Source organism: Streptomyces sp. NPDC051064, assembly GCF_044455985.1.
Taxonomy (GTDB): Bacteria; Actinomycetota; Actinomycetes; order Streptomycetales; family Streptomycetaceae; genus Streptomyces.
Map to the genome: position 1 here is coordinate 979,175 of NZ_JBITFK010000001.1, position 14,716 is coordinate 993,890.

The 14,716-nt window shown below is 71.6% G+C and carries 9 protein-coding genes; all 9 read right to left on the minus strand.

Translation table 11 applies throughout. The features are described from left to right. Positions 1–75: 75 nt before the first annotated feature. Entirely contained in the window at positions 76–333 is a 258-nt protein-coding gene (gene rpmA, locus ACIBCU_RS04650; protein ID WP_014045902.1) for a 50S ribosomal protein L27, read from the minus strand. A 14-nt stretch (positions 334–347) separates the two neighbouring features. Next, positions 348–668: a 50S ribosomal protein L21 gene (rplU, locus tag ACIBCU_RS04655; RefSeq protein WP_015577124.1), complete on the minus strand. Its 321-nt coding sequence runs from the start codon at positions 666–668 to the stop codon at positions 348–350. 502 nt (positions 669–1,170) lie between these two features. Further along, the gene (locus ACIBCU_RS04660) at positions 1,171–5,385 is read right to left on the minus strand and encodes an Rne/Rng family ribonuclease (RefSeq protein WP_399229194.1); all 4,215 of its coding nucleotides are present in this window, start codon (positions 5,383–5,385) and stop codon (positions 1,171–1,173) included. Between the two features lie 229 nt (positions 5,386–5,614). Beyond that, positions 5,615–6,394 (minus strand): TIGR03936 family radical SAM-associated protein, encoded by a 780-nt coding sequence (locus ACIBCU_RS04665; RefSeq protein WP_362935909.1) that lies wholly within the window; start codon positions 6,392–6,394, stop codon positions 5,615–5,617. Between the two features lie 122 nt (positions 6,395–6,516). Further along, the gene (locus ACIBCU_RS04670; RefSeq protein ID WP_399229197.1) at positions 6,517–7,650 is read right to left on the minus strand and encodes a hypothetical protein; all 1,134 of its coding nucleotides are present in this window, start codon (positions 7,648–7,650) and stop codon (positions 6,517–6,519) included. Positions 7,651–7,725: 75 nt separating this feature from the next. After that, on the minus strand, positions 7,726–9,651 hold the full coding sequence (locus tag ACIBCU_RS04675; RefSeq protein ID WP_399229199.1) for a TIGR03960 family B12-binding radical SAM protein: 1,926 nt from the start codon (positions 9,649–9,651) through the stop codon (positions 7,726–7,728). A gap of 50 nt (positions 9,652–9,701) precedes the next feature. Continuing rightward, positions 9,702–11,231 carry a CHAD domain-containing protein gene (locus ACIBCU_RS04680; protein WP_399229202.1) on the minus strand — a complete coding sequence of 510 codons (1,530 nt, stop codon included), beginning with the start codon at positions 11,229–11,231 and terminating at the stop codon, positions 9,702–9,704. Between the two features lie 80 nt (positions 11,232–11,311). Then, positions 11,312–12,505: a rod shape-determining protein RodA gene (gene rodA, locus ACIBCU_RS04685; protein ID WP_362941619.1), complete on the minus strand. Its 1,194-nt coding sequence runs from the start codon at positions 12,503–12,505 to the stop codon at positions 11,312–11,314. After that, the gene (gene mrdA, locus ACIBCU_RS04690; protein WP_362941622.1) at positions 12,505–14,679 is read right to left on the minus strand and encodes a penicillin-binding protein 2; all 2,175 of its coding nucleotides are present in this window, start codon (positions 14,677–14,679) and stop codon (positions 12,505–12,507) included. The genes rodA and mrdA overlap by 1 nt, the downstream gene beginning before the upstream one ends. Between the last annotated feature and the right edge of the window lie 37 nt (positions 14,680–14,716).

Here is a 14,716-nt window from a genome sequence, read left to right on the forward strand (position 1 = left end):
GACCCGCTTCCCCGGGTACCGGGAAAGCTGAGATCCGCCCTCGGAAGGTGCTGTGTCGTTCAGTCGTTGCCTGACTCAGGCAGCGACGGGAACGATGTTCACGACCTTGCGGCCACGGTGCGTACCGAACTCCACCGCACCGGCGGTCAGCGCGAACAGCGTGTCGTCGCCGCCACGGCCGACGCCCGTGCCCGGGTGGAAGTGGGTGCCGCGCTGGCGGACCAGGATCTCACCGGCGTTGACGGCCTGACCGCCGAAGCGCTTCACGCCGAGCCGCTGAGCATTGGAATCGCGCCCGTTCCGAGTGGACGATGCGCCCTTCTTGTGTGCCATGTCTCCTCAGTCCCTTACTTCGCAGCCGCGGGAATACCGGTGACCTTGATCGCCGTGTACTGCTGGCGGTGACCCTGGCGACGGCGGTAACCCGTCTTGTTCTTGTAGCGAAGGATGTCGATCTTCGCGCCCTTGTGGTGGTCCACGATCTCGGCCTGGACCTTGATGCCGTCCAGGACCCAGGGGTCGCTGGTCACGGCGTCGCCGTCGACAACGAGCAGGGTCGAGAGCTCGACCGTGTCGCCAACCTTGGCGGTGGAAATCTTGTCAACCTCAACGATGTCGCCGACAGCAACCTTGTGCTGGCGACCACCGCTGCGCACGATGGCGTACACGCGGATCTCTCTCTCACTCGGAACGGATCCCCTGATGCCAGCCGCTCGCACGGGCCGGGGCCCGGGACGATCCGGAAGGATGAGCGGCCTCTCCCGGCAGGTGCGCGATGCGCGCACCGAAGACCGGAAGGGATGTGCTCAGGGGGAGGTGCGTACGGAAACACACCGAGTGTTAAGACTACGGACAGCCGCCTTGCCGGTCAAACCGGCCCCGGCCCGCCCACGGAACCGCCGGGATCCTCCGAAAAACACCTGAGGACGGACGTGCCAGGCCGACGTCGCCGGAGGCCACCGCCCTCGCGGGACGACGTGCTGGGGCCCGTGGCGATGGCCCTCCGGCCCTCTCGCGCCACCCCTGCGCCGGCCGGGCGTACGGGGCGGTTGTGCGCACCTTCCCCCCGCCGCCGGGCGGGACGGGCCCCTGCACGGCCCCACACGCGTCTGTGGGCCCCGTCTCGGTCGAGGCGGGGCCCACAGACGCTGTCACTTCCCGGCCGGTCCCCTAGAGGTCGGTCGAGGCCGTCACGGAAGGCGACGACTGCTCGGCGGCGACGGTCTTCTTCGCCGCTGCCTTCTTCGTCGTCGTCTTCTTCGCCGCGGTCTTCTTCGCGACCGTCTTGGCGGCCGTCTTCTTGGTGGCCGCCTTCTTCGCCGTGGCCTTCTTCGCGGTCTTCCGCGCCGCGGTCTTCTTGACCGGCGCCTCCGATTCCGCCGCTTCGGTGCCGGATGCCTCGGACGCGTCGGAGTCGGTACCCGTGACCACGACGGCCGCTGCCTCCTCGGCGCCGGTCGGCGGCCCCGCCGGAGCGGTGACCTTGCGGGTCACCCGGCGACGGGCGCGCGGCGGGGCGGCCGGAGCGGACTCCTCATCAGCCGCCGGGGCCTCGGGCTCCGCCGCCTTCTCCGAGGGAGCGGGCGCCGGTGCCGCGGCGGCCTCGACCACCGGGTCCTCGGCCGCGACGGGCTCCGTCGCGGGCTCGGCCGGATGGACCGGCGGTGTCACGTCGGCCTGCTTGGGCGAGCCCGCCGGGGCGGTCGCCTTCCTGGTCGCCCTGCGACGCGTACGCGCCGGAGGTGCGGCCTCGGCCTCGGGTGCGGCGGGAGCCTCCGCCGGGGCCTCGGCCACCGGCTCGGGCTGCTGCTTCTCCTCGGCCGCCGGGACCGCCGGGGCGGCCTCGGCCACCGGGGCGGGCGCGCCGGCCGGAGCTGTGACCTTACGGGTCGCACGCCGGCGGCCACGGCCGCGCGACGCTGCCGCCTCGGCCTCGGCCGGGCTGCTGTACAGCTCCTCGTCGGCGATGAACTCCGGCTCGGGCAGCGCCACCGGGGCGGCGACCTCGGCGGCCAGCTCGGCCTCGGTCTCGGCCTCGGCCTCGGCCGGCAGCTCGTGCTCCTGGCCGTGCTCGTGCTCGTGTCCCGCGCCGCCGCGGCCGCGCTTCTTGGACCGCTTGCCACCGCCGCCACCGGCGGCCGTGGGCTGCTCCATGTGGACGATCACGCCGCGGCCGTTGCAGTGGACGCAGGTCTCGGAGAAGGACTCCAGCAGACCCTGGCCCACCCGCTTACGGGTCATCTGGACCAGGCCCAGCGAGGTGACCTCGGCGACCTGGTGCTTCGTACGGTCGCGACCCAGGCACTCCAGGAGCCGCCGCAGCACCAGGTCCCGGTTGGACTCCAGCACCATGTCGATGAAGTCGACGACCACGATGCCGCCGAGGTCGCGCAGCCGCAGCTGGCGGACGATCTCCTCGGCCGCCTCCAGGTTGTTCTTGGTGACGGTCTCCTCGAGGTTTCCACCCTGGCCGGTGAACTTGCCGGTGTTGACGTCGACGACGACCATCGCCTCGGTCTTGTCGATCACCAGCGAGCCGCCGCTCGGCAGATAGACCTTGCGGTCCAGCGCCTTCATCAGCTGCTCGTCGATGCGGTACGTCGCGAAGACGTCGACCTCGGAGGTCCAGCGCGACAGCCGGTCCGTCAGGTCCGGTGCCACGTGCGACACGTAACCGTGGATGGTGTCCCAGGCGTCGTCACCGCTGACGATCACCTTCGAGAAGTCCTCGTTGAAGATGTCGCGGACGACCCGGACGGTCATGTCCGGCTCGCCGTAGAGCAGCGTCGGCGCGTTGGAGCTGCTGGTGCTCTTCGACTTCTTCTGGATCTCTTCCCACTGGCCCTGCAGCCGCTCGACGTCGCGGCGCAGCTCGTCCTCGCTCGCGCCCTCGGCTGCGGTGCGCACGATGACGCCCGCGTCCTCGGGGACGATCTTCTTGAGGATGGTCTTCAGCCGGGCGCGCTCGGTGTCGGGCAGCTTGCGGCTGATGCCGGTCATCGAGCCCTCGGGCACGTAGACCAGGTAGCGGCCGGGCAGCGAGACCTGGCTGGTCAGGCGGGCACCCTTGTGGCCGATCGGGTCCTTCGTCACCTGGACGAGGACGGACTGGCCGGACTTGAGCGCGGTCTCGATGCGGCGCGGCCCGTGGGCCATGCCGAGTGCCTCGAAGTTGACCTCGCCCGCGTAGAGGACGGCGTTACGGCCCTTGCCGATGTCGACGAACGCGGCCTCCATGGACGGCAGTACGTTCTGCACCTTGCCCAGGTAGACGTTGCCGACGTAGCTGCTGGCCTGCTCCTTGTTCACGTAGTGCTCGACGAGCACGTTGTCCTCGAGGACGCCGATCTGGGTGCGCTCGCCACTCTGACGGACGACCATGACGCGCTCGACGGCCTCACGGCGGGCCAGGAACTCGGCCTCCGTGATGATCGGGACGCGGCGGCGGCCCTGCTCGCGCCCCTCGCGGCGGCGCTGCTTCTTGGCCTCCATACGGGTCGAGCCCTTGATGGACTGGACCTCGTCGAAGCCGGTGCCGGGCTCGCGCTCGGCCTCCTTCTTACGGGGCTCGCGGACCTTGACGACCGTGCGCTCCGGGTCGTCGGCGCCCGTGCCCGTGTCCTCACCGGCGGCGTCCCCGCTGCGGCGGCGACGACGGCGGCGGCGACGGCTGCTGCTGGAGCCGGAGGAGGACTCGTGCTCCTCCTCGTCCTCGTCGTCGTGCGCCTGCTGCTCGTCCTCGGAACGGTCCGCGGCGTCGTCCTGCTGCTCCGCGTCGTCCGTGTCGTTGGCCTCACCGCGACGGCGGCGACGGCCACCACGGCGGCGACGGCGCGAGGGGCGGTCCCCGTACTCGTCCGTCTCGTCGCCCTCGTGCTCGGCGTCCGTCTCGGTCTCGGCCTCGTGCTCGTCCTCGACGGGGGCGGCCGGAGCCGCCTGCTCGACCGGAAGCGTCACCGGGGTCGCGGCCGGCTCGGTCTCGACGGCCTCGCCACGACGGCGGCGACGGCGACGCGAACCGCCCTGAGGCGCGGAATCGGCGGCCTCGGCGGGTGCGGCGGCCTCGGCGGTCTGCCTGCTCTCGGCCTTACGCGGCGCGCGGTCCGCGCTCTTCTGCTCCTCGACCTCGTCGCTCTCGTCGTAGGCCGGGGTGGAGCCCGCGGCGGCAGCGGCGGCAGCCGCGGTCTCCGGGGTCTGGAACATCGGCTCGGCGAAGACCGGGGCCTGGAAGACGGCCACGGCGGGGCGCGTCGCACGGCGTCCCTTGCGGGCGGGCTCCTCGGTCTTCCCGGTGAACTCGGGGCGGCCGGCGCCGGCGGTGGCGCGGCGGCGCTGGCGGCCGCGCGGCGCGGCCTCCTCGACCTGCTCGGCCTCGGAGGCCAGCTCCTCGGCCACTGCGGCGGGGAGGTCCTCGCCCTTCTCGGCGGCCTCCTCGGCGGCCTCCTCGGCGGCCTCCTCGACGGGCTGCGGGGCACCGGCCGGCGCGGACGCCTTTCGGGAGGCACGGCGGCGGGCGCGGGCGGGCGGCGCGGCCTCGGCGGCCGGCGCCTCGACGGTCTCCTCGGTGCGGGCGGGTTCGACGGCCTCGGCAGCCGGTTCGGCCACGATCGCGGCCGGGGACTCGGCGGTCCGGGCGCCCTGCGGCGCACCGGCCGGGGCCGACGCACGACGGCGGGTACGGCCTCGCGGCGCGGCGGGCTCGGCCGGCTCCGCGGGGGCCTCGGTGACGGGCTCGGGAGCCTTCACCGGCTCGGCCACGATGTCCTGCGCGGCGGTCTCGGCCGTCTGGGGGGCACCCGCCGGAGCGGTGGCCTTGCGGGTGGCGCGGCGACGGCCACGGGGGGCCTCCACGACGGGGGCCTCGACGGCCTCTTCGGCCTCTTCCTCGGCCGGCGCCTCGGCGGCGGGCTCGGTGACCGGCTCCACGACCTCGGCGGCGGCCTGCGGCGCACCCGCCGGAGCCGTCGCCTTACGGACCGCACGACGACGGGCACGCGCGGGCGGCGCGGCCTCGTCCGTCTCGGCGCTCACGGCAGGGGTCTCGGCGGCGGCCGGCGCCTCGGCGGCGGGCTCGGTGACCGGCTCCACGACCTCGGCGGCGGCCTGCGGCGCACCCGCCGGAGCGGTCGCCTTACGGACCGCACGGCGACGGGCACGCGCCGGCGGCGCGGCCTCTGCGTCGGGCTCGGCCTGCTCGGCGGAAGCGGCCGGTATGGCCGGCGTGACGTCCTCGGCGGCGGACGCGCCCGGCGCGCCCGACGGCGGGCCGGCGGGGCGGGACGCCGCGCGGCGCCTGCGGCGCGGCGGCAGCTTGTCCCCGGGGGCGTTGTTGTCCTCCGGCTTTGCGGGGTTTCCGGTGGTACCGGGTTCGTTCGGCTCGTGCATGCGGGCGGTTCTCCCGTCGCGCTCCCGGGCGCCACGCCTTGTTCCGGTCCGACGCGATTCGCGTGATGTGCGCGATACCGCCGTCCGGGGCGCGGGCGCCGCACGGGAGCTGATGTCTGGCTCGCCGGTTCCGTACGCGCTACGCACGGCCTGGCGAAAGTCTTATGGGGCGGTGCGCGGCCGGACCCAGATGGCTCCCGAGTCCAAGGGCCGCGCTACAACGACCGCCTTACGCGGAACCTGCACCTTCCGGCGCCGTCGCGGCGGCTGCCGGATCGGCCGTGGAAACGGCCGGGGCTGCCTCGCGGTCAGGCGCGAGCGGGTCGGTCACCGTGCCGGACTCCTCGTCGAAGAGCCCCTGCGCCAGCCTGGTCACCGCTGCGGGGACCGGCGGCGCCAGGTCGGCCACAGCTCGGAGACCGGACAGGACGTCGTCGGGTCGCACGGCAGGTGTCACGTGCCGCACTACCAGCCGCAGTATCGCACAGGGCCTGTCCCCGGACCTATCAGGCTGTGGATCAAGGGCCTCCAGACCGGCGACCGCCGCACGGGCGTCGAAGGTCCGCATGCCGTTCTTCGCCCGGCGCTGGACCTCCACGGTCTCCGCGCCCAGGAAGGCGGCGACGGCCTTTTCGGCGTCCTGCACGGTGACCCCGTCCAGCCGCATCTCCCATACGGAGGCGGTCAGCCGGTCCGCGAGGCCCGAGGTTCGGGCCTCCACCGCGTCGATGACGTCGAGGCCCTCGGGCATCGACGCGTCGAGCAGCTTGCGCAGAGTGTCCGGATCCCGCGCCTCGGTGAGGGCGATCTCCAGGAATTCGGCCTCACTGCCCGTACCCGTGGGGGCGGCGTTGGCGTACGACACCTTCGGGTGGGGGGTGAAGCCGGCCGAGTAGGCCATCGGCACCTCGGAGCGGCGCAGCGCCCGCTCGAAGGCACGCTGGAAGTCTCTGTGACTGGTGAACCGGAGGCGGCCCCGCTTGGTGTAGCGCAGTCGGATGCGCTGCACCGCCGGTGCGGGCGGCGGGCCTTCGGGCTGTCGCTTGCCCAGTGGTTCTTCTCCTCGGTGCGGGGCGGCCGCGGTGGCGTGCCGCCCACGAAGTACGGGGTGCCCCGGGGTGCCGCTCCGGCTCACCCCCGCTTGACGGTTTTGTCGGCAAGCAGGGAGATCTCGGGTGCGGGCGCCGCACTGGGGACAGTCGTTGTCCTACCCAGGGTACGCGCAGCGGACCCTTCGAGTTCCCGCGCGTCCGTGACCTGCGGTGGTCCCACCAGTGCGCGCCACGCGTCCCTGCGGGCCGCGCGGAGGGTCTCCCGGGCCGAGGCGAGCGCGCCGCGGGCCGCACGTCCCGCCTCCAGCGCGACCCGCTTGACGGGCGCCCAGGCCGCGTCGCGCAGGAAATGCCCCACCGGCGTGCACACCGCGCGGTAGACCCAGGTCACCGGCGCACCGACCAGGTGCCACGCCAGCCAGGCCAGGGCGCGGCCGACGGCGCGGGAGATGAACCCGGCGATCCGCCAGGCGATGCCGAAGGCCGCCGCGATCTCCCGGCCCACCGGCGCCAGGACCCTGCGGTACACCCACACGAGCGGCAGCACGAGCAGGGTCATGACCAGCCACACGACGGCGGTCCACAGCCCCCGGCCGGTGGCGGCGATCCCCTTTCCGGCCATCAGGAACGTCCACGCGATGCCGTGTCCCACCGGGGTCAGCACGTGCCGGTGGACCCACACGATCGGCAGTACGACGAGGTGGGTCACGAGCCAGTCCGCCGCGATGCCGAGCGGCTTCAGGACGTACCGCCACGCGGCCACGGCCGGCCACACCAGGAGGAAGGTGACGAGTCCGGTGACCGCCGGGACGAGCAGCTTGTCGTACACCCACCGCAGCCCGTGTCCGGCCGGGGTGAGTACAGCTCCGTAGAGCCACACCAGCGGGACGACGACCCCGTACCGGACGGCCGGGACGACGACGTGGCGCCACAGGCCTACCCAGGGCCGTACGAGAAGGGCCACGGTCAGCCAGGCGAGCGCCCTCCCGACCGGGACGAGCACCTGGTCGTACACCCACTCCAGCGCCCGTCCGAGGGGGCGCAGCAGCACCCGTTCCGCGAGACGCCCTCCCGCGAGGAGAAGATCCCAGAGCATCCGGACCGGCAGGACCAGGACGAGCACCACGATCCTGACGGGAATCCTGACGAGGGTCGTCAGACAGCCTTCTCCGTCTTCGTACGGCGCGGGCGTGCGGTGCTTGTCGAGGTCCATGCCCTCAGGGACGCGAACGCCCGGCCCGGAGTTTCCCGGGCCGGGCGTTCGTCACCAGGCTGTCACCCGGAGGGCCTACTTCACGACCGTCAGCGGCAGGAGCTTCTTGCCGGTGGGGCCGATCTGGATGTCCAGGTCGAGCTGCGGGCACACGCCGCAGTCGAAGCACGGCGTCCAGCGGCAGTCCTCGACCTCGGTCTCGTCGAGGGAGTCCTGCCAGTCCTCCCAGAGCCAGTCCTTGTCGAGACCGGAGTCCAGGTGGTCCCAGGGCAGGACCTCCTCGTACGTCCGCTCGCGGGTGGTGTACCAGTCGACGTCGACACCGAAGGCGGGGAGCGCCTTCTCCGCGCTCCTCATCCAGAGGTCGTAGCTGAAGTGCTCGCGCCAGCCGTCGAAACGGCCGCCGGACTCGTAGACCTCGCGGATGACGGCGCCGACCCTGCGGTCGCCGCGGGAGAGCAGGCCCTCGACGATGCCGGGCTTGCCGTCGTGGTAGCGGAAACCGATGGAGCGGCCGTACTTCTTGTCGTCGCGGATCTTGTCCCGGAGCTTCTTCAGCCGGGCGTCGGTGTCCTCGGCGCTGAGCTGCGGGGCCCACTGGAAGGGGGTGTGCGGCTTGGGTACGAACCCGCCGATGGAGACGGTGCAGCGGATGTCGTTCTGTCCGGAGACCTCGCGGCCCTTGGCGATCACGTTGACCGCCATGTCACCGATCTGGAGGACGTCCTCGTCGGTCTCGGTGGGCAGGCCGCACATGAAGTACAGCTTCACCTGGCGCCAGCCGTTGCCGTACGCGGTGGCGACCGTACGGATCAGGTCCTCCTCCGAGACCATCTTGTTGATGACCTTGCGCATGCGCTCGGAGCCGCCCTCGGGGGCGAAGGTGAGGCCGGACCTGCGGCCGTTGCGGGTCAGCTCGTTGGCCAGGTCCACGTTGAACGCGTCGACGCGGGTGGAGGGCAGCGAGAGGCCGATCTTGTCGTCCGTGTAGCGGTCGGCGAGGCCCTTGGCGATGTCACCGATCTCGGTGTGGTCCGCGGACGAGAGCGACAGGAGGCCGACCTCCTCGAACCCGGTGGCCTTGAGCCCCTTCTCCACCATCTCGCCGATGCCGGTGATGCTTCGCTCCCGCACGGGGCGCGTGATCATGCCGGCCTGGCAGAAACGGCAGCCGCGGGTGCAGCCGCGGAAGATCTCCACGGACATCCGCTCGTGGACGGTCTCGGCGAGGGGGACGAGCGGCTGCTTGGGGTACGGCCATTCGTCGAGGTCCATGACGGTGTGCTTGGACACCCGCCACGGCACGCCGGACTTGTTGGGCACGACGCGGCCGATGCGGCCGTCGGGGAGGTACTCGACGTCGTAGAAGCCGGGGACGTAGACGCCGCCCGTCCTCGCGAGGCGGAACAGCACCTCCTCGCGTCCACCGGGCCGGCCCTCGGCCTTCCAGGCGCGGATGATCTCGGTGATCTCCAGGACGGCCTGCTCGCCGTCGCCGATGACCGCGCAGTCGATGAAGTCCGCGATCGGCTCGGGGTTGAACGCGGCGTGACCGCCCGCCAGCACGATCGGGTGGTCGACGGTGCGGTCCTTGGACTCCAGCGGGATGCCCGCGAGATCGAGGGCCGTGAGCATGTTGGTGTAGCCGAGTTCGGTGGAGAAGCTGAGGCCGAACACGTCGAAGGCGCCGACGGGGCGGTGGCTGTCCACGGTGAACTGGGGCACCTTGTGCTCGCGCATCAGCTCCTCGAGGTCGGGCCACACGCTGTAGGTGCGCTCGGCGAGGACGCCCTCACGCTCGTTGAGCACCTCGTAGAGGATCATGACGCCCTGGTTGGGGAGTCCGACCTCGTAGGCGTCCGGGTACATGAGCGCCCAGCGGACGTCGCACTCGTCCCACGGTTTGACGGTGGAGTTCAGCTCACCGCCGACGTACTGAATGGGCTTCTGCACATGCGGGAGCAGAGCTTCGAGCTGTGGGAAGACCGACTCGGCAGACATCTGAGGACCTTCGTAGCTGGCAGGGGTGACCACCAAGCGTAACCCGGTGCTCAGCCTTCCAACGCCGCGCGAAGCTTCGGCCGCGACGCCCGCGCCCAGACCTCGGGCAGCTCGCGTTCCCGTGCCGCCGCCGCGGCCTCCTCATGCCCGTAGAGGAGGCCCCAGGTGAACGCGGACTCCCCCGCGGCGTGGGCCTGCACCGCCAGGGTGCGCAGGGCGTCCCGGGCCACGACGCTGTCCTGGTGGTCGCCGAGGACCGACTGCACGGACTTCATCCGTTTGGCGAACTTCTTGGCCGGCTTGCCCAGCGCCGGCCTGGCGGCCTCGGCGGCGTACCGGACGCGCTTGGCGGCCTTGCGCGCCTCGTGCATGGCCACGTCGCGTTCCGCGCCGGGCTGCTGGTCCAGGGCGTGCCCGACGCGGGTGGCGAGGCGTTCGTAGTCCTTGAGCACGGCGCGGGGCAGGACGTCCCGCGCCGTGCGCGCGGCTCCGGGGAGCAGGGGCGGGTCGGCGAGGAGGGCGTCCAGGGAGTCCAGCAGGGCCAGGTAGCGCTCCGCGTCGAGCACGGAGGCGACCCGTCGCCGAGAACCGGTGCGCCTGGCGACGGAGGTGAGTGTCAGCCGGGCGCTCACGGGGCCCAGGAGGAGGGTGTCGGGCAGCGCGGCGACATGGGAGCGCAGCCGTTCACCGAGGACTTCCTGGTCGCGGTCGACCCCGAGCTCGGCGGCGAGCCACTTCAGCTCGGCGCGGAGCGGATCGGTGACGGTCCGGTCGAGCACCTTGCGGTACGTCCTGAAGGCGCTGCGCAGCCTGCGGGTGGCGACCCGCATGCGGTGCACGCTGTCGGGCAGGTCGCGGCGTACGGCGGGGTCGAGCTCGACGAGGGCCGTGACCTGGCGGCGCACGTAGGCGAGCACATGGTCGCCCGCGGTGCGCGGGGAGGGCTCCTTCGCCTTCGCCGGCCGCGGCTTCCCGGGTGCGGTCTCGGCCAGTGCCCTGGCCAGCTTGGACGGCGCGGCCGAGGGACGGACACCGGCCTTGCGCAGCCGCCGCTCGACGGCGTCGAGGAGGGCGGGGTCGACGTCGTCGGCCAGCTCGACCTCCAGCTCGGTCCACGCGGACGTGGTGCCGTGCCCCTCCTCGGTGAGCCGCTCCGCGAGGACCTCGTCGATGCTCAGCTCGGCGAGCAGGGCTCCGTCCTCGTCGAGGAGGTGGTGGACGTCCCGGGCGGAGAGGATCCGGACGACGGGGGTCACCGCCGTGTTCCGCACCCGGGAGCGGAGCAGCTCGCCGAGGGCGGGCGGCAGGGTGTCGGTGAGCGGGGACCGGATCTCGTCACGGACGTCGGCGGAGACGGGGAGCTTGAGGTGCCACCCGGCGTCGTCCCCGCCCGTTCTGCGGCGCAGCGTGAGGGAGTCCGAGGCCAGCCGGAAGTCCTCGGTGTCGTAGTAGACGGCGTCCAGCTCGCTGAGGCCCCGGTGGACGACCGCGGAGACCCCGGCCGCACGGGTCAGGTCGGGCAGCCTGGTCTCGGGAGTCGCTTCGTACTTCCGCTCGATCTCACGCTTCGAGTCCGCCATATGACGAACCTATCCGCGATGCCCCGGGTTATGCAGGGCGGAGCCGGGGCCGTCCGGCAGCTGCCGGACGGCCCCGGCGCTCAGGCCGACATCCGCCGTTGCACCTTGATCGACTGGAGCAGTCCGACGGCCACCCAGACGGCGAACATCGACGAGCCCCCGTAGGACACGAACGGCAGCGGAAGTCCGGCCACCGGCATGATTCCGAGTGTCATTCCGATGTTCTCGAAGGACTGGAAGGCGAACCAGGCGATGATGCCGGCGGCCACGATCGTCCCGTACAGCTCGGTCGTCCCGCGGGCGATACGGCAGGCGCGCCACAGGACGACGCCGAGCAGGACGATGATCAGTCCGGCTCCGAGGAAGCCGAGCTCCTCGCCCGCGACGGTGAAGACGAAGTCGGTCTGCTGTTCGGGGACGAACTGACCCGTCGTCTGGGAGCCGTTGAAGAGCCCGGTGCCGGTGAGTCCGCCGGAGCCGATCGCGATGCGGGCCTGGTTGGTGTTGTAGCCGACGCCGGCCGGGTCGAGTGCCGGGTTGGCGAAGGCCGCGAAGCGGGCGATCTGGTAGTCGTCCAGGACGCCGAGCTGCCAGACGGCCACCGCCCCCGCCGTGCCCGCGCCGAGGAGCCCGAAGACCCAGCGGTTGGACGCGCCGGAGGCGAGAAGCACGCCGAGCACGATGACGGCCATGACCATCACGGAGCCGAGGTCGGGCATCAGCATGACGACGGCCATCGGGACCAGCGCCAGGCCGAGGGCCTTGGCGACGGTCCGGTGGTCGGGATGCAGCTGGTCGCCCGCGTCGACCCGGGCGGCGAGCAGCATCGCCATGCCCAGGATGATCGTGATCTTGGTGAACTCGGAGGGCTGGAGGGAGAAGCCGCCGGGAAGCAGGATCCAGGCGTGCGCGCCGTTGACGGTCGCGCCCAGCGGAGTGAGGACCGCGAGGACGAGCACGACCGACAGTCCGTAGAGGACCGGCACCGCTCCCCGCAGGGTGCGGTGCCCGAGCCAGACGGTGCCGATCATCAGCGCGAGGCCGATGCCGGTGTTGAGCGCGTGCCGGAAGAGGAAGAAATAGGGATCGCCGTGCGTGAGGGACTCACGGTTACGGGTCGCCGACCAGACCAGCAGCGAGCCGACGAAGGACAGCGCCACGGCCGATCCGAGCAGGGGCCAGTCCAGCCGACGCACGACGGAGTCGCGGGCGGTGAGCTTCGCCCAGACGGAGCGATCCTCGGGGGCGTAGCGCGAGACGGAGAAACCTGCCATCAGTCACGCCTCCCCACGGTCCCGGGCAGGGCGCCCGCGAGCGCCTGGGTGCCGTCGTCGACGGGCGCGGGGGTGTACGGCTTGATCTTGGGCGACTCGATCTGGCCGTCCGGCTTGATCTTGGGCAGGGTCTTCTGGGGTGCGGGCAGCAGCGCCTTCTTGAGGTCCTGCTTGCCGCTCGCGTCGAGCCCGTAGAGCGCGTTGTAGATGTTGCGCACGGCGGGGCCGGACGCGCCGGAGCCCGTACCACCCTGGGAGATCGTCATGACGATCGAGTAGTCCTTGGTGTACGTGGCGAACCAGGAGGTCGTCTGCTTGCCGTAGACCTCGGCCGTGCCCGTCTTGGCGTGCATCGGGATCTTGTCCTGGGGCCATCCGCCGAACCGCCAGGCGGCGCTGCCCCGGGTCGCGACTCCCGCGAGGGCTTTGTCTATCTTGTCGCGCGTGTCTCCGGTGAAGGGCAGCTTGCCGTGGGCCTGGGGCGCGATCTCCTGGACGTCCTTGCCGTCGCCGCTGACGATCGCCTTGCCGACGGTCGGGTCGTACAGGGTGCCGCCGTTGGAGATCGCGGAGTAGATCGTCGCCATCTGGATCGGGGTGACGAGCGTGTCGCCCTGGCCGATCGAGTAGTTGACGGAGTCACCGGCGCGCATCTTGTTGCCCTCGATGCACCCTTCGTACGCGATCTTCTCGACGTACGTGCCGTTCTTCTTGCCCTGCTTGCACCAGGCCGCCTTGTTGGCGTCGTAGAAGTCCTGCTTCCACTTGCGGTCGGGAACGCGGCCGGCGACCTCGTTGGGGAGGTCGATGCCGGTCTCCTTGCCGAGCCCGAACTGGTGGGCGGTCTTGTAGAACCAGTCCGCCGGATCCTTCTTCGGCTTGTTGCCGCCGTCCTTCGCCCACTCCTTGTGTGCGAGGCCGTAGTAGACGGTGTCGCAGGAGACCTCGAGGGCGCGCCCGAGGCTGATGCTGCCGTGGCCCTGGGACTCGAAGTTCTTGAAGACCTGGCCGCCGATGGAGTACGAGCTCGGGCAGGGGTAGTTGCCGTCGAAGTCGTATCCGGCGTTCACCGCGGCGGTCGAGGAGATGACCTTGAAGATCGACCCCGGTGCGGCGGTGCCCTGGATGGCGCGGTTCAGCAGCGGGAAGTTGGACTTCTTGCCGGTGAGCTTGGCGTAGTCCTTGGCGGAGATGCCGCCGATCCAGGCGTTGGGGTCGTACGTCGGCAGGGAGGCCATGGACACGATGCGCCCGGTCTTGGCCTCCATGACGACGACGGCGCCGGAGTCGGCCTTGTACAGCTCGTTGGTGTTGCGGTCCATCTCCTTGCGGGCCGTCTCCATCGCCTTGTTGAGCTCGTACTCGGCGACGGCCTGGACCCGGGCGTCGATGGAGGTGACGACGCTGGAACCGGGCTCGGCCTCGTCGTTCTGCGCCTGGCCGATGACACGGCCGAGGTTGTCGACCTCGTAGCGGGTGACGCCGGCCTTGCCGCGCAGCTCCTTGTCGTACGTGCGCTCCAGGCCGGAGCGGCCGACCTGGTCGGAGCGGAGGTAGGGCGAGTCCGAGTCCTGCGCCTTGGTCACCTCTTCGTCGGTGACGGGCGAGAGGTAGCCGAGGACCTGGGCGGTGTTGGCCTTGCCGGGTCCGGCGTAGCGGCGTACGGCGGTGGGTTCGGCCGTGATGCCGGGGAAGTCCTCGGCGCGCTCCCGGATCGTGAGGGCCTGCTGGGTGGTGGCCTCGTCGGTGACCGGGATCGGCTGGTAGGGCGAGCCGTTCCAGCAGGGCTGCGGGGTCTTGGCGTCGCAGAGCCGGACCTTGTCCTGGACGTCCTTGGGCTTCATGTCGAGGACTTCGGCCAGCCGGGTGAGGACGCCGACGCCGTCGTCCTTCATCTTCATCAGCTCGGTGCGGCTCGCGGAGACGACGAGGCGGGTCTCGTTGTCGGCGAGGGGCACACCGCGGGCGTCGAGGATGGCACCGCGGACGGCCGGCTGCACGACCTGCTGGACGTGGTTGTTCTTGGCCTCGTCGGTGTACTCCTGCCCGTTGCGGATCTGGAGGTACCAGAGCCGGCCGCCGAGCGTCAGGAGCAGGGAGAAGACGAGGACCTGGATGACGACGAGGCGGATCTGGACCCGCTGGGTCCGGCCCGTCTCCGGGATGTTGCTCACGAGGTGCCCCCGGTGCTGGTGGGTCGGCAGGGGGTAC